Raw genomic sequence first — 19,794 nt, 5'->3', positions numbered from 1 at the left:
GCAGCGTCCGGCACCGGACGGGCGTCCCGGAAGGGCCGCCCGCCCGGTGCAGCCCGGCCGGCCCGGCCGGCCGGGCTGCACCGCCGGTGGCTGGTGGCCGGCTTCGGCGCGGTGGTCGTCGCCGCGCTGGCCGGGATCGCGTTCGGGCCGGTCAGCCTGCCGCCGGGCAGCGTCGCGGTCGAGCTGCTGAACCTCGTACCCGGGGTGCACCTGGACAGCGGCCTGCACGAGCGCGAGATCGCGATCGTCACCGAGCTGCGGCTGCCCCGGGTGGTGCTCGGCCTGCTGGTCGGCGGGATGCTGGCCCTGGCCGGCGGCTGCTACCAGGGCGTCTTCCGCAACCCGTTGGCCGACCCGCACCTGCTCGGCGTCGCCGCCGGGGCCGGCCTCGCGGTCACCGCCGTGATCGTGGTACGCGGCGTCACCGGCGCCGACGTCACGGTCGGGCTGCCGGTCACCGTCCCGCTCGCCGCGTTCGTCGGTGCGCTGGGCGCGGTGCTGCTGACCTACCTGCTCGGCGCGGCCGGCGGAAGGGACCGTTCACCGGCCACGCTGATCCTGGCCGGGGTGGCGGTCTCCGCCTTCCTCGCCGCCGGCCAGACCTACCTGCTGCAACGCAACGCGGAGAGCATCCAGGAGGTCTACTCCTGGATGCTGGGCCGGCTCGCCACCGCCGGCTGGCACGACGTGCTGGTGGTGCTCCCGTACGCGGTCCTCACCACCGCCGTGGTCCTGGTGCACCGGCGCGAAATCGACGTACTGGCCCTCGGCGACGACGAGGCGGGCAGCCTGGGGCTGCATCCGCAGCGCTCCCGGCTGCTGCTGGTCGCCGCCGCCTCGCTCGGCACCGCCGCCGCCGTCTCGGTCTCCGGGCTGATCGGCTTCGTCGGCATCATCGTCCCGCACACCGTGCGGATGCTGGCCGGGGCGAGCTACCGGGCGATCCTGCCGCTCTCGGTGCTCTTCGGCGGCGCCTTCCTGACCCTGACCGACCTGGCCGCGCGTACCGTGGCCGCGCCGGCCGAGATCCCGATCGGCGTGGTCACCGCGCTGCTCGGCGGCCCGTTCTTCGCCATCGTGCTCCGCACCACCCGGCGGGTGGCGGAATGACCGCCGCTGCCCCGGGCACGGCCGCGGTCGAGGTGACCGGGCTCGGCGTCACCCTCGGCGGGGTGCCGATCCTGACCGGGGTGAAGCTGTCGGTCCGGGCCGGGGAGTGGGTCACCGTGATCGGACCCAACGGAGCCGGCAAGTCGACGCTGCTCCGCGCGGTCGGCGGGCTGCTGCCGGCCGGCACCGGCTCCATCTCCCTCTTCGGTACGCCGATCGCCCGGCTCCGCCGCCGGGACCGGGCCCGCACGGTGGCGACCGTGCCGCAGTCCCCGGTCGTACCGGCCGGGATGGCGGTGCTCGACTACGTGCTGCTCGGCCGTACCCCGTACGTGCCGCCGCTGGGCCGGGAGTCCGCCGCCGACCTCGCGGTGGCGTACGACGTCCTCGACCGGCTGGACCTGACCGGCTTCGCCGCCCGGCCGCTGGCGACGCTCTCCGGCGGGGAGCGGCAGCGGGTCTTCCTGGCCCGGGCGCTGGCCCAGGGCGCCCCGCTGCTGCTCCTCGACGAGCCGACCAGTGCGCTGGACATCGGTCACCAGCAGGAGGTGCTGGAACTCGTCGACCGGCTCCGCACCGACGACGGCCTGACCGTGCTGGCCAGCATGCACGACCTCTCGGTCGCCGGCGAGTACGCCGACCGGATGGTGCTGCTCGCCGCCGGTGCGGTGGTCGCCGACGGCCCGCCCCGGGAGGTGCTCACCGACGACATCCTCGGCGCGCACTACCGGGCCCGGGTGCGGGTGATCGAGGGCGAGCACGGCCCCCTCGTCGTCCCGGTCCGGACCCGGCGTGCCATCGACCGTCCGCGGGGGCGGCTAGGAGACCACTGAGCAATTCCGGTTTTTGGGGGTGGCGGAGTCAGTGGTGACGGGGACGGTGTTTCAAGAGGCTGTCGAGCGGTGGTAGGTCACAGCGTGTGGTTGGAACCCCGCCAGCGACGGCGGGGCGTAACGGGGCGGGTTTGACGATCGGGGTGTGCCCGGCGTGTTCGAGGGCGGCCCGAGCCTCGCCGATGCCGTAAGCGGTGTCACCCAGGACCTCGAGGTCCTGGCCGGGCGTGATGTCGGGGTCTTGGGCGAGCAGGCGATCCGCGGCTTGCCCGGATCGTCCCAGTCATGCGGGTGACAGCGGTCCGCGATGATCACGCCCGAACCCCGGCACCTCGCGGCGGACCCGGCGCATCGCGGCGATCAGCTGGGTGATGGTGTCCTGGGTGGCGACCGCGTCATCGAACACCACGGAGTCCAGCGCTCGGCGGGTCTTGCCCTTCAACACGCCGGTCTGCACGACGACCTGCCGGACCGCGTCGAAGATCCGGTCCGGCCGCCCGGAGGCCCGCAACCGGTTAACGACCGGGCTCTCAGCCGGGCGAAACTGCCCGTCGGCCTGGAAGAACGCGCTGCGGCACCGCTCGTCGCCGCCTTCTGCGGTGACAGAGACATGGCTCGTGTTGCCTGGGCCACCATCAAGGGCCTTGTCGACCTCGAACTCGCCGGCCGATTTCCCCCCGACGCTGACATCGACGCCATCTACGCTGCGGCAGACCGGGTCTATGCCCCGGCCAAACCCACCTCACCGACATGAGCGACCCGAGCGAGGCATGGAACGCCGACCCGAAGCCGTTCGTCTGGGTCAAAACCGCCGACGAGATCCTCGACAGCCTCGCCGTGTACTGCACCCGACTTAATCACCTATCCACCGACTCAGGACACTAGCTGAACCGCCGTCCCTCGTCGCGGCGGTACGCCCAGCCGGCGATCGTGGCCAGCACCACGATCCAGACACCGAGCATCGTCAACGAGAGCGGGTTGACCGGGAAGTCCCCGACCGCCGCCCACATCAGCTCCACCGCGCCCCGGGTCGGCAGGAACGGGGCGATCGTCTGGATGAATCCCGGTGACTGGTCGGGCGGGAAGAGCAGGCCGCCGCCGACCGCCAGCGGGAAGAAGAGCACCTGGGCGACGACGATGGCGGCCCTGCTCGGCAGCGAGTAGCCGATCGCGAGCCCCATCAGGGTGAACGGCACCGCGGCCACGACGACCGTGCCGAGCGCGGCCAGGAACGCCGGCCCGGTCACCCGGGCCGCGGTGCCCAGCGCGCCGATCACCACCACCGGGATCAGCGACAGCATGGTCAGGAGCAGGCCGGCGAGGATCCGGCCGGCGAACCGGGGCGCGGCACCGGCGGGCAGCGTACGGAGGTACGGATCCCAGGGCTGCGCGCGGTCCTCGGCCACCCCGATGCCGTACTGGAAGATGTTGGTGGTCATCACCGAGAAGGTGACCATCGAGGCGGTGGCGTAGGTGGCGATCACCGGGTCGTCACCGCTGAACGGGACGACGAAGAAGAGCATCGAGGCGGCCGGGAAGAAGGCGCTGCCGACCAGCGCGATCGGGATCCGTACCGTCTCCAGCAGTTGATATCTCGTGTGTACGAGCGCGAGTCGCACGTCGATCCTCCGTCAGGCGTCGGCGGGTTGGGCGGCGGGCCGGTGCCCGGGCCGTGCTCGGGCGGCCGAGGGCGCACCGGCGGTGGGCTGTGCACCGGTGATGTGCAGGAAGGCGTCCTCCAGGCTCGTCGGCCGGATCTCCAGGCCGGAGAAGGGTGCGCCGCTGCGCACCAGGTCGCGGACGAGCTGGTCCGCGTCGGCGGTGATCAGGTGGGTCACCCCGTCGATCCGCTGCAAGCCGCGTACCCCGGGCAGCGGCGGCAGCTCCGGGGTGACCAGGCTGACCCGGTGCACGCCGACCAGGTCGCGGACCGCGCCGACCGTGTCGTCGGCGAGCACCCGCCCGCCGCCGAGCACCACCACCCGGTGCGCCAGCGCCTCGATCTCCTCCAGGTAGTGGCTGCTGAGCAGCACCGTGCCGCCGTCGGCGTGGAACTGGCGGATGCCGTCCCAGAGTTCGCGGCGGGCGGTGACGTCCAGTCCGGTGGTCGGTTCGTCGAGGAAGACGAGCCGGGGGCGGCCGACGAAGGCCAGCGCCACGGCGAGCCGGCGCTTCTGCCCGCCGGAGAGCCCGCCGGTCTGACGCCGGACCAGGTCGTCGAGGCCGAACCGGCCGAGCAGTTCGGCCCGGGGCACCGGGTCGGCGTAATGCGCGGCGACGAAGTCGACCACCTCGCCGACCCGCAGGGTGGGCGGCAGGCCGGTCTCCTGCGGCGTCATGCCGATCTGCCGCCGGTGGGCCGGGTCGCGAGGGTCACCGCCGAAGAGTTCGACCCGGCCGGAGTGCACCCGGCGCAGCCCGACCAGCAGGCTCAGCAGGGTGCTCTTGCCGGCGCCGTTGGGGCCGAGCAGGCCGACCAGCTCGCCGGCCGGCAGGTCGAGGTCGACCCGGTCGAGGGCGGTGACGTCGCCGTACCGGCGGGTGGCCTGGACGGCGCGGGCGAGGATCATGGCTTCTTCTCCTCCGTCTGAGGCGGATCGAGCAGGGCGCGGACGGCGAGGGTGTATTCCTCGAAGGCGAACCGGCCGCGCCGGGTCAGCCCGACGAGCGTGGTCGGGGTACGGCCGTGATGGGTCTTGACGATCTCGACGTAGCCAGCTTCCTCGAGCTTGCGCAGGTGCACCGAGAGGTTGCCGGCGGTCATCTGGAGGATGTCCTGGAGCCGGGGAAAGGCGATCCGGTCGCCGCCGTGCAGCGTGGCGAGGGTGGCCGTCACCCGCAGCCGGGCCTGTGCGTGGATCACCGGATCGAGCTCCGGAGGGCCGGCGCTCACCGGGCGCTCCGGGGGTCGTCGCTGCGGGAGCCCTCGCTCCGGGGGTCGTCGCTCTGGGAGCCCTCGCCCCGGGGGTCGTCGCTCTGGGAGCCCTCGCCCCGGGCGGCTCCGCCGCTGGCGGTGCCCGCCAGGCCGGCGGTGAGGGCCCGGCCGCGCCGACGGTCGCGGAGCAGGAAGAGGACGCCGGCCGCCAGCATCCCGCCGCCGCCGAGGAGCGAGATCACCAGGGCATGCCAGCCGACCCCGGCGACCATCCCGGCGATGTTGATGACGCTGATCCAGACGCCGAGCCGGAAGAGGTTGCGGTCCAGCCAGATCGCGCCGCCGGCCATGTGCAGGGCGCCGGTGAGGCCGACCGTGACCCCCGCCCAGAGCAGTCCGGCGGCGTCGTCGGGCAGCTGGTCGGAGACCTGGCCCAGCACCGAGCTGATGCCGCTGAAGCCGAGTCCCCAGGCCAGGCCGTACCAGAGGCCGCGCCGCTTGGAATCGCCGGTGACCTGGCCGTAGGTCCGGCCACCGACGATCCCGGAGACGATCCCGGCGGCGATCAGCAGGCCGAGAAGCGTGAGCAGGGGCAGCCAGCTGGGCAGGTCGACGAAGACCCGGCCGTCCGGCCCGAACCGCAGGAAGAAGAGGCCGAAGCCGATCAACCAGGCCAATCCCCAGGGCCAGTAGTACCAGAGCAGGTTCGGGTTGAGCTTGCGGGCCGCCTCGGCCTGCTGGTCGGCGATCAACCGGAGCGCGGCGGCCGGATCGGGCGGCGGCAGTTCGTCGCGGTGGTCGATGGGCTCGTGCTCAAAGTTCCCGGTCATGTAAACGAGTTTACAACACAAACTCCACGACCGCGCCAACTAGTTTTCGGTCGCTGCGGCACCGGGCGCCGATCCCCGCCGCAACACGGCGGGCAGCGGCGTCAGCGCGTGGGGCGGGGCGGCAGCGGCGTCAGCGCGTGGACAGGGCCGGCAGCGGGGCGGCCAGGGCCGCCGTGCCCGGGGCCGGGGTCAGCAGCCCGTGCCCGGGTCGGCCGGTGAGGGCACGCAGCGCCGTCGCCGGCTCGCCGAACGCGGTGAACAGGAACCCGAAGAGCGCCTCGCTGATCGGGTCGGGCTGCCCCGGCACCCAGTAGTGGGTGGCGTTCAGCGCCACGGTGACCTGGCGGCGGCCGTCCGGCGAGTGCAGCGACATCGTCTGGTGCCCGAGCACCACCCCGTCGTGCCCCCAGACGAGCCCGCCCGGCAGCGGCAGGCTGAGCAGGCCGAGCCCGTAGCCGACGCCGTCCGGGGCGGTCGGGTCGGCCGGCACGGTCCGGCGCATCTGTGCCAGCTCGGCCGGGCGGAGCAGCCGGCCGCCGAGCAGGGCCCGGAAGAACCTGTTCAGGTCGGTGGTGGTGGAGACCAGTGCCCCGGCCGTCCAGGCCCAGGACATGTTGTAGACGCTGAAGTCCCGCAGGGTGCCGTCGACCCAGGGCACGTACCCGGCCGAGTGCGGGCCGTCGATCGTGGGGTCCGTACCCGGGAAGGAGCTGCGCCACAGGCCGAGCGGGCGCAGCACGCGGCGGCGGACCTCGACGGTCGCCGGCCGCCCGGTGATCCGCTCCAGCAGCAGCCCGGCCAGGATGTAGTTGGTGTTGGAATAGGAGTGCCGGGCACCGGGCGGGTTCGTCGGCTCCTGGCCCAGCCCGATCTCGACCAGCTCGCGTGGCCGGATCGTGGTGTGCTGGTATTTCTCGATGCCCTCCACCGTGCCGAAGATGACGTGGTCGTAGTCGTTGATCCCGCTGGTCTGGTCGAGCAGCATCCGCACGGTCACCCCGTCCGGGGCGAGCCGGGGCAGGTAGCGGCGCAGCGGCGCGTCGAGCACCAGCCGGCGCTCGGCGACGAGCTGCAGCAGTGCGGTCGCCACGAACGTCTTGGTGATGCTGCCGACCCGGTGCAGCAGGTCCGGACGCATCGGCCGGCCGGTGGTCACGTCGGCGACGCCGCTCGCACCCCGCCAGGTCGCGCGGCCGTCGCGCACCTCGGCGAGGACACCCGGCATCCCGGCATCGGTGATCGCCCGCAGCCCGGCGCGGAGCGCCTCGTCCGGCAGCGAACCACCGGAGCCGGTGGGTGCGGTGCCGGCCGGAGCGGCCACCGCCGGAGCGGCGCCGGCGGCGACCGCGGTCGCCGCCACGCTCGACCCCACGGCGGTACGCAGGAAGTCGCGTCGGGACTGGTACGGACGGAACGCGTTCACGGATCCTCCCCAGGCAGGTGTCGGGTTCTTCTCCGAATCATGTCCCGCCCGGCCCGGTGGAAACGTCCACTTCGTTGCCGAACCGCGTCTCGGCACCGTGGACGATCCGCCGGCACCGGCTCCGCCGCCGGGTTCCACCCCGCGGCGGACGCGGTGCAAGGAAGGGCCCCTTCTTATCGCTTTTTGTATATGCGGGGGCCCTTCCTAACACGCCTCGGCGTCAGAGCGGTGCGGGGAGCGGCGCGGTGTGCAGCACGGCGAGCCGGGACACCGCCCGGGTCAGCACCACGTAGAGCCGGTGCAGGCCGCGCGGTTCCGCCGCCACGATCCGGGCCGGCTCCACCACGATCACGTGGTCGTACTCCAGGCCCTTCGCCAGGGTGGCCGGGACGACGGTGACCCGCGCCGCCGCCACGACCTCGTCCACGGTGGTGGTCGGGATGCCGGCCCCGGCCAGCGCCACGCGGAGCCGCTCCGCCTCGTCCTCGGCGGCGATCACCGCGACCGAGCCGTCGTGGGCCAGCGCCGCGCGCACCTCGGCCACCGTCGCGGCCGGCAGGTCGGTCACGGTACGGATGTCGAGCGCGCCGTCGGAGCGGAGCGACTCGGCCGGCGGTACGTCGACGGCGAGCGCCGGCAGCAGCCGGTTGGCCAGCGCCAGCACGGCGGCCGGCACCCGGAAGCCGAGGGTCAGCGACACCACGGAGGCGTCCGGCTTGCCGAGGTGCCGCAGCGTCTCCCGCCAGTCGGTGGCGGCCCACGGCGCGGTGCCCTGGGCGAGGTCGCCGAGGAGCGTGACGGAGCCGTGCTCGCTACGCCGGGCGATCAGTCGGCACTGCATCGGCGAGAGGTCCTGCGCCTCGTCGACCACCACGTGCCCGAAGCTGGGCAGCCGCTCGACCAGCCCGGCGGCCTCGTCGACGAGGACGGCGTCGGCGGCGCTCCACCTCGCCGCCTTCGGGGTGCGGGGCGGCTTCGGCCAGCTCAGCAGGGCCTGCTCGGCCTCGCTGAGCAGCCCGTCGGCGGCGGTCGCCAGCGCCTGCGGGTCGGCGAGCAGCCGGTGCAGCAGCCCGTCCGGGGTGACCGCCGGCCAGCACCGGTCGAGGAACTCGGTGACCGGCACCGACCGGCCCATCCGGCGCAGCCAGCCCTCGCCGGGCGAGTCGCCCCGGCGCGCCTCCGACTGCCGTTGCAGCAGGCCGACGACCCGGGCCCGGACCCGGTCCCGGCCGGTGGCGTAGGGCAGCCGCTCCCGGCGGGCCTCCTCGACCACCCGGCGCAGCGCCTCGGCCGTGACCCGCCACCGGTAGGAGCCGTCGGAGACCACGATCGGCTCCTCCGGGGTGCGGAGCTGACCGACCAGGGCCCGGCGCAGCACCTCGGCCATCCGGGGGTCGTGTTTCAGCGCGGCGGTGGCCGGCGGGTCGACCCCGCGTACCGGGGTGGGAAGCAGGTCCTCGACGGTCGCCTGGGTCACCTCGACCTCGCCGAGCGCGGGCAGCACCGCGGAGATGTAGGAGAGGAAGGCCCGGTTCGGCCCGACCACCAGCACGCCGGAGCGGCGCAACCGCTCCCGGTGCAGATAGAGCAGGTACGCCGCCCGGTGCAGCCCGACCGCCGTCTTCCCGGTCCCCGGTGCGCCCTGCACGCAGATCGAGTCGGCCAGGTCGGCCCGGACCAGCTCGTCCTGCTCGGGCTGGATGGTGGCGACGATGTCCCGCATCGGCCCGACCCGGGGGCGTTCGATCTCGGCGGTGAGGATCCGGCTGCGGGTGCCGTACTCCTCGCCCCGGTCCAGGTGTTCGTCCTCGAAGCTGGTGAGCTCGCCGCCGCCGAAGCCGAACCGCCGCCGGACGGCGACCCCCTGCGGGTCCCGGACGCTGGCCCGGTAGAACGCGCGGGAGATCGGGGCCCGCCAGTCCAGCACCATCGGCTCGCCGCGCGGGTCGGTGACGTGCCGGCGGCCGATGTGGTGGCTGGCGTCGGCGAAGTCGAGCCGGCCGAAGAAGAGTGGGGTGTTCGGGTCGTCGGCGAGTTCGGCGACCCGCCGGGAGAGGGTCCGGCCGAGCGTCTCGGCCGCGTACGCGTCCCCGGCGACGTCCTGGCCGGTGCGGAAGAGCGACTCGGCGTGCTCCCGCATCCGCCGCAGGGCGGCCCGGGAGGCGGCCAGGTGCGTGCGTTCGTGCTCCAGGTCGGTGTCGAGATCGTGTGCGGGCATGCTGGTTTCCCATCGGCGCGGCTGCGCGTCGGCTGCTCGCTCGCGTGTCCGGGGGCGGATGGCCGGCACCCGGCGCGGAGACGTCCGCTGCGGTGCATTCTCACCTCGGCCGTCAAGCGGCCAGCCAGCCTACCTGCGGCCCGGCACCCGTTCCACTGATTTTCCGGGTACCACGAACAGTCTGTGGTAGCTGGGAGGTCGGGCCCCTGCCCCGGGTTGTACCGGAGGCGGAATCATGGCGGCATGACCGAACGTCCGGTGGAACAGCGCCCGATGATGATCAGCGACCCGCAGGTGATGCGGGCCCTGGCGCACCCTGCCCGGCTGGGGATCATGGAACACCTGAGCACCACCGGGGCGGCCGTCACCGCCACCGAGTGTGCCGAGATCGTGGGGCTCTCGCCGAGCGCGGTCAGCTACCACCTGCGGGAGCTGGCGAAGTTCGGCCTGGTCGAGCAGGCGCCGAGCCGGGGCGACGCCCGGGAGCGGCTCTGGCGCAGCAGCGTCGGCTCCTGGGGCGTCGAGGCCGGCCGGGACGCGTCGCCGGAGGCGAAGGCCGCCCTGGAGACCCTGGTCGAGGTCTACGCCGCCCGCGACATGGAGCGGATCCGACAGTGGGCCCGGCGTGCCGGCGAGGAGCCGAAGGAGTGGTATGACGCCTCCCAGTACGGCGGCGCGGTGCTGATGCTGACCGCCGGGGAGTTGACGGAGCTGAACGACGCGATCCGGGAGTTGATGCGCCCGTACCGGCGCCGCGAGCGGGTCGACCCGCCGGAGGGTTCCCGTCCGGTGATGGTCCACTACGCGGCGCTGCCGATGGAGTGACCCCGGCGGTATCGGCACGTCCGGTGCTTGCGACCGGCAGTTGTGAAGGATTACTTTCGAAGTATGTCCTTCACAACTGCCGGTGTCGTCCCGCGCGGGGAGATTCCGGCGGTCTCCTGCTGGCGCGACGTCTACCTGGCGGCCGGCGCTCGGGCCGTGTCGACCTGCGGAGACTTTCTCGCCGCGACCGCGCTGGCGCTCGCCCTCCAGACCGCCGGGGCGGGTGGGCTGGTGGTCTCCGGGGTGCTGCTGGCCGCCACCCTGCCGCTGGTGCTGCTCGCCCCGCTGACCGGCCGGCTCGCCGACCGGGTGGCGAGCCGCACGCTGCTGGTCTGCGCCGGTGCCGGCCAGGCGATCGTCTGCGCCGCGCTCGCCTTCGTCGGCGATCCGTACGTGATCATGCTGCTCGCCGCGCTGCTCGCCTGCGGGCTGGCGGTGACCCAGCCGACCCTGGCCGCGCTGCTGCCCGAGATGGTGCGCCGGGCCGACCTGCCCCGGGCCAGCGCGATCAACCAGACCGCCGGTTCGGTCGGCATCCTGATCGCCCCGGCCCTGGCCGGGCTGCTGGTGGGGCAGTTCGGTGCCCGGATTCCGCTGCTGCTCGACGCCGGCAGCTATCTCGCGCTGATCGCGGCCGGGCTGCTGCTGCGTACCCACCGGGGCGGCCGGCCGGCGACGGCGTCGCCCACCACCGGGCTCGGGGTGCCGGTCGCCGCCGGGTCCGGCCCGCCGGCACCGGCCTGGCGGCTGCGCCGCGATCCGCTGCTGGCGACGATGGTGCTCGCGGTCGCGGCGACGGCGGCCGGGGTGGGCATGGCCAACGTGGTCGAGGTGTTCTACGTACGCGAGACCCTGCACGCCTCGACCACGGCGTTCGGCCTGGTCAGTGCGGCCTGGACCGCCGGCATGCTGGCCGGCGCCTGGCTGCTGGCGGGCCCCGCCCGGCGGGCCCGGGACGACGGTGCCCTGGTCCAGGCCGTGTTGGTGATGCTCGGCGCGGCGTGCCTGCCCATCGCGATCGGCGCCACCGTGCCGGCGGCCGGCTGGCTGGTCCCGCTCTGGCTGGCCGGCGGCGTCGCGAACGGCGGGCTGAACGTCTTCTGCACGCTGGTGCTGACCAACCGGGTGCCGCCGGAGGCGCGGGGCCGGGCCTTCGCCGCCCAGAACGCCGCGATCCAGGGCGCCGGGATGTTCGGCTACCTGGCCGGCGGAGTGCTGCTCGCCGGGTTCCCGCCCCGGCCGCTGGTCGCGGCGACCGGGCTCGCCGGCCTGGCCGTGGTCGCCGCCGTGACCCCGGTCGTGCTCCGGGCCACCCGGCGGGAACGGACCCGCCTGCGTCCCGCGCCACTTCCGTCCCGGTCGGCCGGGCGGCCGGTCGAGCCGACGGCTACGGTCGGGTCATGACCGAGCTGCGGCGACCCCGGGTAGGACATATCCAGTTCCTCAACTGCCTGCCGATCTACTGGGGGCTGATGCGCTCCGGCGCGTTGATCGACGTCGAGCTGCACAAGGACTCGCCGGAGCGGCTGAGCGCCGCCCTGGTCGCCGGTGACCTCGACATCGGCCCGATAACCCTTGTCGAATACCTCAGGCACGCCGACGAGCTGCTGCTCCTGCCGGATCTGGCGGTCGGCAGCGACGGCCCGGTGCTCTCGGTCAACATCGTCTCGACCCGGCCGCTGGCCGAGCTGGACGGCGCCAGGGTCGCCCTCGGCTCCACCTCCCGGACCGGGGTGCTGCTGGCCCGGATGCTCCTCGCCGACCAGTACGGCGTACGGCCGGAATATTTCAGCTGCCCGCCCGACCTGACGACCATGCTGCTGGAGGCCGAGGCCGGCGTGCTGATCGGCGACGTCGCCCTGCGTGCCCTCTACGAGGCGCCCCGCCGCGGCCTGGCGGTGACCGACCTCGGGCAGGCGTGGCGGGAGTGGACCGGGCTGCCGATGGTCTTCGCCGTCTGGGCGGTCCGTCGGGACTTCGCCGCCGGGCACCCGGGGCAGGTCAAGGACGTACACCAGGCGTTCCTGCGCTCCCGGGACCTCTGCCTCGCCGAACTCGACGAGGTGGCCGAGGCGGCGGCCCGGTGGGAGCCGTTCGACGCGGGCACCCTCGCCACCTACTTCAGGACGCTCGACTTCTCGCTCGGGCAGCGGCAGGTGGCCGGGCTGCGGGAGTTCGCCCGCCGCGCCGTCGACCTGGCCGGTGTCCCGGCCCTACCGGTCGACGGCCCGGCCTTCTACTCCGCCTGACCGGGCAGCGGTCGGACCGACGGCGGGCACGGCCGGTCCCAGCCGGCGTCGGAGGCGTCTTCAGTCGGCGTCGGAGGCGTCTTCAGCCGGCGTCGGAGGCGGCGGCGCGAAGTTGCCGGGCCACGTCCTCGCAGATCTTCGCCCCGTAGGTGTAGCCGAGGTCGAGCGCGTAGCGGGTCTCCACCGCCATCGTCCAGCCGTCGCCGATGGCCAGGCAGTTGACCGTGTACCTCTGCTCGCGCTGCCGGTCCACCCAGCCGTTCTTGATCCCGATGCCCTTCTGCTCGGCGGCCGGGAACGCCTTGCGGATGCCGAAGTTGCCGACCCCGCGTACGGCGCGCATCTCGTCGAGGAGCCACTTGGTCCACTTCGGACCGGCTGCCCGCCCGTCGGCGATGCAGGCACCCATCCGCGCGGTGTCCCGGGCCGAGAGCGCGGTACGGCTCCAGCCGCCGTCGGCGGCCGGGCTGCTGTCGGTCAGGTCGCAGATGCTGATCAAACGCTTGATCGACGCGGTGCCGCCGTTCAGTTCGTAGAGCGTCTGCGCGGCGTTGTTGTCACTGTCCCGGATCATGATCGAGACCTGGTTCAGCCGGCTGTCACTCGGGGTTCCGCCCTTCTCGGCGGCCCGGCGCAGGTAGTCCGCGCCGATCCATGCCTTGATCATCGAGGCGGTCGGGTTGGTCTCGTCCATGTTGTCCGACCCGGAGATCCTGCCGGTCCGGGTGTCCATCAGCGCCCAGTTCCACCAGCCGTCCTTGCTGATGTCCACATCGGTCGGGGCCACCGGCAGCGGCGGCAGTTCCGGGCTCGGCGTCGGGGTGGGCGTGCTCGGCCGCCCGCCCGGGGTCGTGCGGCTGGAGCCGGTGGTGCTGGACGACGGCTCCCCCCACTTGGCGGCGGCGGTGCTGGCGAACGGCGAGCCCGGCATCAGCCGGAGCCCGGCCAGCACCATGGCCAGCAGTACGCCCGTGAACAGGGCCAGCCGGAGCAGGGTGCTGCGGTGGGCCCGGCTCCGGCGCCGCGCGGCGCGTTCCTCGTGGCTCATCAGGGCTTCGCCACGGTGAGGGGCTGCGGGACCCTGAGCACCGCACCGGGCTGCGGCGTGACCAGTTGGCTGGCGACGCTGGCGCAGACGTCGGCGCCGTAGTCGAGCCCCTTGCGGCCGGAGTACCGGGTCATCACGGCAAGCACCCAGTCGTCACTGATCGCCAGGCAGTTGAGGTGCCACTTGCCGTCGGCGAAGATCAACGTCCAGCCGTTCTTGATCGCGACCGGCCCCTGCGCCAGGACCCCCTTGGGCAGGCCGTCGATGATCCCCCAGCGCCCGCCGGCCTCTTTGGCCTTCTGGTCCTTCCGGGCGGTGGTGCCGCGTACCTTGGCCATCTCGTCCAGCACCCACTTGGTCCACGTCGGTCCGGCGGCGGTGCCGTCCTTGACGCACTCGCCCATCCGCACCGCGTCCCGGGGCGACATCTCGGTGTAGCTCCACCAGACGGACTTCTCGCCCGGTGGCACGACCTTGCGGGTGTCGGTCAGGCCGCACATCTTGATCAGGCGGTCGATCACCGCGCCCCGGCCACCCAGGCTGTAGAGCCGCTCCGCCGAGATGTCGTCGCTGTCCCGGATCGCGGTGCTGCCCGCCCGCAACATCGACTCCGGCGGCGTCTTGTCGCCGAGTCGGCGGAGGTAGTCGGCGACGATCCAGACCTTGATCATCGACTCGGTCGAGTTGGTCGAGGTCATGTTCTTGGCCCCGGAGATCTTTCCGCTCTCGCGGTCGAGGAGCGCCCAGGAGAAGAAGCCGTCGACACCGCGAACGGTCACCGACGCGGCGGCCAGTGTCGGCGGCGGTGGCGTGGACGGCTCGATCCCGGTCAGCGCCGACTCTCCCGAGGCGAGCGTCCCCGCGGGGTCGACCAGCCGGGCGTACGCGGCGGGGACGATCAGTAGGCCGCCAAGCACGACTGCCGTGATGGCGAGCGCCAGGATCACGCGGGGACGCATGAGTCGGGGCTCCAAGGGTGAGGTCGGGGGCGAGACAGTCCCGCAGGCTGCCTCGTGCTGTTGCTGCCGGTGGTGGTGTCGACGCGGCCCCGCCAGCCCCACACCGGCGGTGCTCCGTGTCCGGCCTGCCGGGGGAGGCGACAGGACGGAACGGGGAAAGTTTACGTGCCGCAGCCCGATCCGCCAGATGGTGAAGCCGAGGACTCCTTCGATACAGGGGAGAAATCACCAGCTATGTGGTAATAGATGCCGAATATCCGGGACCTGTGACCAGTTTCATTCACCCATCAGTGCGACATTTGGTCCCGGCCGTCCCGGCCATGCGACGTCGGCTCTGGGCGGCATTTCTATTACACGTCTTGGTTACTGGCCAGTTGAGCTGTAACACTTGGTACGTGTACGGACATGACTTCCCGGTCCCGGACGACGGAGCCGCCGGTGGCCTGCTCGATCAGGTCGAGGCGGCGGAGGCAGCGCTGCGGGCCGCCGCCGACCGGGGGCGTTCCGGTGACGGCCCGGCGGACGACGCCGGCCCGCAGGAGTACTTCACCGCGCTCATCGACGCCGACCAGAAGATCGAGCCCCGGGACTGGATGCCGGAGGCGTACCGGAAGACCCTGATCCGGCAGATCGCCCAGCACGCCCACTCCGAGATCATCGGCATGCAGCCGGAGGGGAACTGGATCAGCCGGGCGCCGTCGCTCAAGCGCAAGGCGATCCTGCTCGCCAAGGTCCAGGACGAGGCCGGACACGGGCTCTACCTCTACGCCGCCGCCGAGACCCTCGGCGTCACCCGGGACGAACTGGTCGAGTTGCTCCTCGCCGGACGGCAGAAGTACAGCTCGATCTTCAACTATCCGACGCTGGGCTGGGCCGACGTCGGCGCCATCGGCTGGCTGGTGGACGGCGCGGCGATCGTCAACCAGGTGCCGCTGTGCCGGTGCTCGTACGGGCCCTACGCCCGCGCGATGATCCGGATCTGCAAGGAGGAGTCCTTCCACCAGCGGCAGGGCTACGAGATCCTCCACACCCTCGCCACCGGCACCCCCGCCCAGCTGGCGATGGCCCAGGACGCGGTGGATCGCTGGTGGTATCCGTCGCTGGCGATGTTCGGCCCGCCGGACGGCGACTCCACGCACTCCCAGCAGTCGATGGCCTGGAAGATCAAGCGGTTCTCCAACGACGAGCTGCGCCAGCGCTTCGTGGACATGTGCGTGCAGCAGGCCGAGGTGCTCGGCCTGAGCCTGCCCGACCCCGACCTGCGGTGGAACGAGTCGCGGCAGGCGTACGACTACACCCAGCCCGACTACGCGGAGCTGATGCGGGTGATCTCCGGTGACGGGCCGTGCAACAGGCAACGGATCACACACCGCCGCCGGGCGCACGCCGACGGCGCGTGGGTACGCGAGGCCGCCGCCGCGTACGCCGCCAAGCGCTCCGCCGACCGGGCCGGGCACCCGGCCGACCGGACGGCGGTGCCGGCATGACGGCGCCGCAGCGGGACCGGGCGGAGCCGCAGGGGGACCGGGCCGGGTGGCCGCTCTGGGAGGTCTTCGTCCGCGCCCGGCGCGGCCTCTCGCACACCCACGTCGGCAGCCTGCACGCCCCCGACGCCGAGCTGGCGCTCCGCAACGCCCGGGACCTCTACACCCGGCGGCAGGAGGGCGTGTCGATCTGGGTGGTGCCGGCGCACGCGATCACCGCGTCGAGCCCGGACGAGAAGGACGCCTTCTTCGCGCCCGCCGCCGACAAGGTCTACCGGCACCCGACCTTCTACCCGGTGCCCGACGGGGCGGCACACCTGTGAACGCCCCCGGCACGCCCCCCACAGTGGACCACCTGCTCGGGCTCGGCGACGACGCCCTGGTCGCCGCGCAGCGGCTCGGCGAATGGGTCGCCGCCGCACCGGAGCTGGAGGAGGACGTCGCGCTGGCCAACATCGCCCTGGACCAGCTCGGCGCCGCCCGGCTGCTGCTGAGCTACGCCGGGGAACTGGAGGGGGCCGGCCGGGACGAGGACGCGCTGGCCTACCTGCGCGACGACCGGGAGTACCGCAACTGCCTCCTGGTCGAGCTGCCCAACGGGGACTTCGCGGTCACCATGGCCAAGCTGCTCTTCCTCGCCGCCTATCAGGTGCCGCTCTATGCCGCGCTCGCCGGCTGCGCCGACGCGCGGCTCGCCGCCATCGCCGGCAAGGCACGCAAGGAGGCCGCCTACCACCTCGACCACGCGAGCCTCTGGACGGTACGCCTCGGCGACGGCACCGAGGAGTCGCACCGGCGGATGCAGGCGGCGGTGGACGAGGTGTGGCCGTACACGCACGAGCTCTTCGCCGCCGACCCGGCCGCACCGGTCGACCCGGCCGGGCTGCGCGCCGCCTTCCTCGCGGCCGTCGAACCGGTGCTGGAGACCGCGACGCTGAAGCGCCCGGCCGACGGCTGGGCGCCGAGCGGTGGCCGGGCGGGGCTGCACACCGAACACCTCTCCTACCTGCTCGCCGAGATGCAGGTCCTGCACCGGTCGAATCCGGGAGCCCGCTGGTGAGCGCCGACCGCCCCCCGGAGGCGAGCACTGACCGGCTCCCTCGGGCGAGCACTGACCGGCCCCCGGAGGCGAGCACTGACCGACCACCGGAGGCGCGCACGGATCGGCTACCGGAGGCGCGCCGGGCGGCCGCCGCGGTGGTCGACCCGGAACTGCGGGTGCTGACCATCGAGGACCTCGGCGTGCTCCGGGGCGTCACGGAGAACGCGGCGACCGGCCGGATCACCGTCACCATCACCCCCACCTACACCGGCTGCCCGGCGATGGACGTGATCCGCGCCGACATCCGGGCCGCACTGGCCGCCGCCGGGCACCCGGACGCCGAGGTCGTCACGGTCTTCGCCCCGGCCTGGAGCACCGACTGGATCTCCGAGGCCGGCCGGGCCAAGCTGGCCGCCGCCGGCATCGCCCCGCCGGGACCGGCCACCGGCACCGACGTGTTAGGCGGGGGCCCTTCTACAACAGAAAACGATATGCGGGGGCCCTTCCTTGCACCGGTGCGGGTGGCGTTGAGTGTGCGGTGCCCGCACTGCGGCGCCGCCGACACCGAGCAGGTCAGCCGGTTCGGGTCGACCGCCTGCAAGTCGCTGTGGCGGTGCCGGGCCTGCCGGGAACCCTTCGACCACCTGAGGGCCTTCTGAACGTGACGACCAACCCGAGGGCGCTGTGAGCGTGACGATCAGACGGCCGGTACGCCGACGGCCGGTCTTCCACCCGTTGCCGGTCGTGGCGGTCGACGTGTTGACCGAGGATGCTGTCGCGGTCACCTTCGAGGTGCCGGCCGAGCTGCGCGAGAGCTTCGCGTTCCGGGCCGGCCAGCACCTCACGGTGCGGCGGTTCGTCCCCGACGGGGCGGAGGTGCGGCGGTCGTACTCGATCTGCTCGACGCCGGCCGAGCTGGCGGCGACCGGAGAGCTCCGGATCGGGGTGCGGGAGGTGCCTGGCGGCGTCTTCTCCAGCTTCGCGGTCTCGGCGCTGCGGGCCGGCGACACCGTGCAGGTGCTGCCGCCGCTGGGGCAGTTCGGCACGGCGTTCGCGCCGGATCGCGTCCGACACTACGCCGGGGTGGTCGCCGGGTCGGGCATCACCCCGGTGCTCTCGCTGGTCGCCACCGCGCTCGCCGTCGAGCCGGCCAGCACCTTCACTCTGGTGTACGGCAACCGCTACAGCCGGACCGTGATGTTCGTGGAGGAGCTGGCCGACCTCAAGGACCGGTATCCGGAGCGGCTGCACCTGGTGCACGTGCTCTCCCGGGAGCCGGGGGAGTCGCCGCTGCTCTCCGGGCGGGTCGACGCGGACCGGCTCGGCCGGCTGCTCGACAGCATCGTGCCGGCGGACCGGATCGACGAGTGGTTCCTCTGCGGGCCGTACCAGATGGTGTTGGACACGCGGCGGGTGCTCGCCGACCGGGGGGTGCCGGAGCGGGCCGTACACGCCGAGCTGTTCCATGTGGACGCGCCGCCCGCGCCACCGGCCCGGCCGGCGGACGCGGCGGCCGGCGCCGAGGTGACGATCCGGCTGGACGGCCGGGCGTCGAGTTTCCGGATGGGGCGCGACGAGCGGGTGCTGGACGCGGCCCTGCGGGTCCGGAGCGAGCTGCCGTACGCCTGTAAGGGCGGGGTCTGCTCGACCTGCCGGGCGAAGGTGGTCACGGGCGAGGTGTCGATGGCCCGCAACTATGCCCTGGAGCCGGACGAGGTCGCCGCCGGATACGTGCTGACCTGCCAGTCCAGCCCGCTCACCGACACGCTGGTCGTCGACTACGACGGCTGAGCGGACGGGCGGCCTCCGCCCGGCGGCTGGCACCGGAGTCCGTCATGCCCGGGATCCTACGCGCGCCCGCCGACGCCCGAACCGATGTTGCCGGGCCCTCCGCGCCGACCTCGGGTTGGCGCGACCAGCCGGGCCGCCTCGTCCAGGCCGCTCGGGCAGTGGTCCCGGTCGCCGTCCCGGTACATGTGCAGGCCGGCATGGCGCAGCCTGGGCCGCCTTCACGCTGGCGGCGGGCCACCAGCTCGGTGCCGCTCGCGGCGGAACCCGGTAGCCGGTCGGCCCGCCGACTGACCTGACGGGAGCCTGTGCGGCTCAGCCCGGCCCGGGATGCCCGGCGGATCCGGCTAGCGGCACCGAGAGCACCCGGCGGTGCGTGCGGAAACCGGCGTCGTCGTACAGCCGGCGGGCCGGGTTGCGGTCCACCACCGACAGTCCGAGGGTCGGCAGCCCGGCCTCGCGGGTGCCGCGCAGGGCGTGCACCAGCAGGGCCCGGCCGAGCCCGTTGCCCTGGACGTGCGGCGCCACCGCGATGTTGAGGATCCAGCCGCAGATGTCGTCGGTCCACGGCACGGGGCCGGCGCACAGCACGTGGCCCGCGCTCCGCCCGTCCGGGCCCACCACCCGGGCCGAGGCGTTCCGCAGCGGCGGGACGGGGTCGTCGGTGTCGAACATCGCCCGGACCTGCCGGGTGTCGTCGGCGCTCCACCGCCCGTCCGGATGATCCGGGCCGTACGCGGCGTCGCACGCCTGCGCGAGGTCGTCGTCCCAGCCCGCGGCGGCCAGCGTCCACCCGGTGGGCAGCGTCGGTGGCGCCGGCAGCCGGGTCAGGTCGTGCCGTAGTTCGGTGGCGGCACGCCGCAGTGCGAGCCCGCCCGCCACCAGGGCATCGGCCAGCCCTTCGTGCGGCGTCTCCAGGCGCAGCCCGGCGAGATCGTGCCGGGCCTGGGCGGCGACGGCGGGCAGGGCCACCCCGGCCAGCGGCCGTACGTCTGCGGCGACGCGTTGCCCGTCATCGTCGTGCAGCCGCAGCCGGGCGAGTGGGGTGCCGTCGTCGGCGCAGAGCGCCGAGTCGGCGGAATCGTCGACGTCTGGGCGTACCGGCACCGG

At 73.4% G+C, this 19,794-nt stretch carries 20 protein-coding genes and 1 pseudogene; 11 read left to right on the top strand and 10 right to left on the bottom strand.

The window, feature by feature from the left end; all coding sequences use genetic code 11:
- Positions 1 to 75 precede the first annotated feature (75 nt).
- Together ACN27G_RS28075 and ACN27G_RS28070 are read left to right on the top strand one after the other, a co-directional pair.
- Positions 76 to 1,110 (top strand): FecCD family ABC transporter permease, encoded by a 1,035-nt coding sequence (locus tag ACN27G_RS28075; RefSeq protein WP_421497487.1) that lies wholly within the window; start codon positions 76 to 78, stop codon positions 1,108 to 1,110.
- On the top strand, positions 1,107 to 1,943 hold the full coding sequence (locus ACN27G_RS28070; protein WP_421495726.1) for an ABC transporter ATP-binding protein: 837 nt from the start codon (positions 1,107 to 1,109) through the stop codon (positions 1,941 to 1,943). The genes ACN27G_RS28075 and ACN27G_RS28070 overlap by 4 nt, the downstream gene beginning before the upstream one ends.
- A gap of 252 nt (positions 1,944 to 2,195) precedes the next feature.
- Here ACN27G_RS28070 and ACN27G_RS28065 read toward each other — a convergent pair.
- A pseudogene (locus ACN27G_RS28065) lies at positions 2,196 to 2,457 on the bottom strand (IS5/IS1182 family transposase); the annotation flags it as partial.
- Positions 2,458 to 2,693: 236 nt separating this feature from the next.
- Between ACN27G_RS28065 and ACN27G_RS28060 the strand changes: the two are divergent.
- The gene (locus ACN27G_RS28060) at positions 2,694 to 2,828 is read left to right on the top strand and encodes a hypothetical protein (protein ID WP_421497626.1); all 135 of its coding nucleotides are present in this window, start codon (positions 2,694 to 2,696) and stop codon (positions 2,826 to 2,828) included.
- On the opposite strand, the gene ACN27G_RS28055 is transcribed toward ACN27G_RS28060, so the two are convergent.
- The 6 genes from ACN27G_RS28055 to ACN27G_RS28030 form a co-directional block, all read right to left on the bottom strand.
- Positions 2,825 to 3,562 carry an ABC transporter permease gene (locus ACN27G_RS28055; protein ID WP_421495725.1) on the bottom strand — a complete coding sequence of 246 codons (738 nt, stop codon included), beginning with the start codon at positions 3,560 to 3,562 and terminating at the stop codon, positions 2,825 to 2,827. The genes ACN27G_RS28060 and ACN27G_RS28055 overlap by 4 nt on opposite strands.
- A gap of 12 nt (positions 3,563 to 3,574) precedes the next feature.
- Positions 3,575 to 4,513 (bottom strand): ABC transporter ATP-binding protein, encoded by a 939-nt coding sequence (locus ACN27G_RS28050; protein ID WP_421495724.1) that lies wholly within the window; start codon positions 4,511 to 4,513, stop codon positions 3,575 to 3,577.
- Positions 4,510 to 4,836 (bottom strand): transcriptional regulator, encoded by a 327-nt coding sequence (locus tag ACN27G_RS28045; protein WP_421495723.1) that lies wholly within the window; start codon positions 4,834 to 4,836, stop codon positions 4,510 to 4,512. Before ACN27G_RS28045 ends, ACN27G_RS28050 begins: the two co-directional genes overlap by 4 nt.
- Positions 4,833 to 5,648: a transporter gene (locus ACN27G_RS28040; protein ID WP_421495722.1), complete on the bottom strand. Its 816-nt coding sequence runs from the start codon at positions 5,646 to 5,648 to the stop codon at positions 4,833 to 4,835. Before ACN27G_RS28040 ends, ACN27G_RS28045 begins: the two co-directional genes overlap by 4 nt.
- Positions 5,649 to 5,778: 130 nt before the next feature.
- The gene (locus ACN27G_RS28035) at positions 5,779 to 6,873 is read right to left on the bottom strand and encodes a serine hydrolase domain-containing protein (RefSeq protein WP_421497486.1); all 1,095 of its coding nucleotides are present in this window, start codon (positions 6,871 to 6,873) and stop codon (positions 5,779 to 5,781) included.
- A 418-nt stretch (positions 6,874 to 7,291) separates the two neighbouring features.
- Positions 7,292 to 9,289, bottom strand: a complete 1,998-nt coding sequence (locus ACN27G_RS28030) for a HelD family protein (RefSeq protein WP_421495721.1) — start codon at positions 9,287 to 9,289, stop codon at positions 7,292 to 7,294.
- Between the two features lie 243 nt (positions 9,290 to 9,532).
- Between ACN27G_RS28030 and ACN27G_RS28025 the strand changes: the two genes are divergently transcribed.
- The 3 genes from ACN27G_RS28025 to ACN27G_RS28015 all read left to right on the top strand — a co-directional run bounded on the left by ACN27G_RS28025 (position 9,533) and on the right by ACN27G_RS28015 (position 12,363).
- Positions 9,533 to 10,114 carry an ArsR/SmtB family transcription factor gene (locus ACN27G_RS28025; protein WP_421495720.1) on the top strand — a complete coding sequence of 194 codons (582 nt, stop codon included), beginning with the start codon at positions 9,533 to 9,535 and terminating at the stop codon, positions 10,112 to 10,114.
- Between the two features lie 63 nt (positions 10,115 to 10,177).
- Entirely contained in the window at positions 10,178 to 11,518 is a 1,341-nt protein-coding gene (locus ACN27G_RS28020) for an MFS transporter (RefSeq protein WP_421495719.1), read from the top strand.
- Positions 11,515 to 12,363, top strand: a complete 849-nt coding sequence (locus tag ACN27G_RS28015; RefSeq protein ID WP_421495718.1) for a menaquinone biosynthetic enzyme MqnA/MqnD family protein — start codon at positions 11,515 to 11,517, stop codon at positions 12,361 to 12,363. Before ACN27G_RS28020 ends, ACN27G_RS28015 begins: the two co-directional genes overlap by 4 nt.
- 82 nt (positions 12,364 to 12,445) lie before the next feature.
- On the opposite strand, the gene ACN27G_RS28010 is transcribed toward ACN27G_RS28015, so the two are convergent.
- Together ACN27G_RS28010 and ACN27G_RS28005 are read right to left on the bottom strand one after the other, a co-directional pair.
- Positions 12,446 to 13,411 carry a hypothetical protein gene (locus tag ACN27G_RS28010; protein ID WP_421495717.1) on the bottom strand — a complete coding sequence of 322 codons (966 nt, stop codon included), beginning with the start codon at positions 13,409 to 13,411 and terminating at the stop codon, positions 12,446 to 12,448.
- Positions 13,411 to 14,370: a hypothetical protein gene (locus tag ACN27G_RS28005; protein WP_421495716.1), complete on the bottom strand. Its 960-nt coding sequence runs from the start codon at positions 14,368 to 14,370 to the stop codon at positions 13,411 to 13,413. Before ACN27G_RS28005 ends, ACN27G_RS28010 begins: the two co-directional genes overlap by 1 nt.
- Positions 14,371 to 14,765: 395 nt before the next feature.
- Between ACN27G_RS28005 and paaA the strand changes: the two genes are divergently transcribed.
- From paaA to paaE, 5 genes are all read left to right on the top strand, one after another.
- On the top strand, positions 14,766 to 15,857 hold the full coding sequence (gene paaA, locus ACN27G_RS28000; protein ID WP_421495715.1) for a 1,2-phenylacetyl-CoA epoxidase subunit PaaA: 1,092 nt from the start codon (positions 14,766 to 14,768) through the stop codon (positions 15,855 to 15,857).
- Positions 15,854 to 16,177: a 1,2-phenylacetyl-CoA epoxidase subunit PaaB gene (gene paaB / locus ACN27G_RS27995; protein ID WP_421495714.1), complete on the top strand. Its 324-nt coding sequence runs from the start codon at positions 15,854 to 15,856 to the stop codon at positions 16,175 to 16,177. Before paaA ends, paaB begins: the two co-directional genes overlap by 4 nt.
- Positions 16,174 to 16,914 carry a 1,2-phenylacetyl-CoA epoxidase subunit PaaC gene (paaC, locus tag ACN27G_RS27990; protein WP_421495713.1) on the top strand — a complete coding sequence of 247 codons (741 nt, stop codon included), beginning with the start codon at positions 16,174 to 16,176 and terminating at the stop codon, positions 16,912 to 16,914. The genes paaB and paaC overlap by 4 nt, the downstream gene beginning before the upstream one ends.
- Before the next feature lie 137 nt (positions 16,915 to 17,051).
- Positions 17,052 to 17,555: a 1,2-phenylacetyl-CoA epoxidase subunit PaaD gene (gene paaD / locus ACN27G_RS27985; protein ID WP_421497485.1), complete on the top strand. Its 504-nt coding sequence runs from the start codon at positions 17,052 to 17,054 to the stop codon at positions 17,553 to 17,555.
- Positions 17,556 to 17,580: 25 nt separating this feature from the next.
- A complete protein-coding gene (gene paaE / locus ACN27G_RS27980) occupies positions 17,581 to 18,687 on the top strand; it encodes a 1,2-phenylacetyl-CoA epoxidase subunit PaaE (protein WP_421495712.1) in 1,107 nt (368 codons plus the stop codon).
- Between the two features lie 312 nt (positions 18,688 to 18,999).
- Here the strand turns inward: paaE and ACN27G_RS27975 are convergent, their stop codons facing one another.
- Entirely contained in the window at positions 19,000 to 19,791 is a 792-nt protein-coding gene (locus ACN27G_RS27975; RefSeq protein WP_421495711.1) for a GNAT family N-acetyltransferase, read from the bottom strand.
- Positions 19,792 to 19,794: the final 3 nt, after the last annotated feature.

This window comes from Plantactinospora sp. WMMB334, from assembly GCF_049179095.1.
Lineage (GTDB): Bacteria > Actinomycetota > Actinomycetes > Mycobacteriales > Micromonosporaceae > Plantactinospora.
This window is presented reverse-complemented; position numbering and strand designations above follow the sequence as displayed.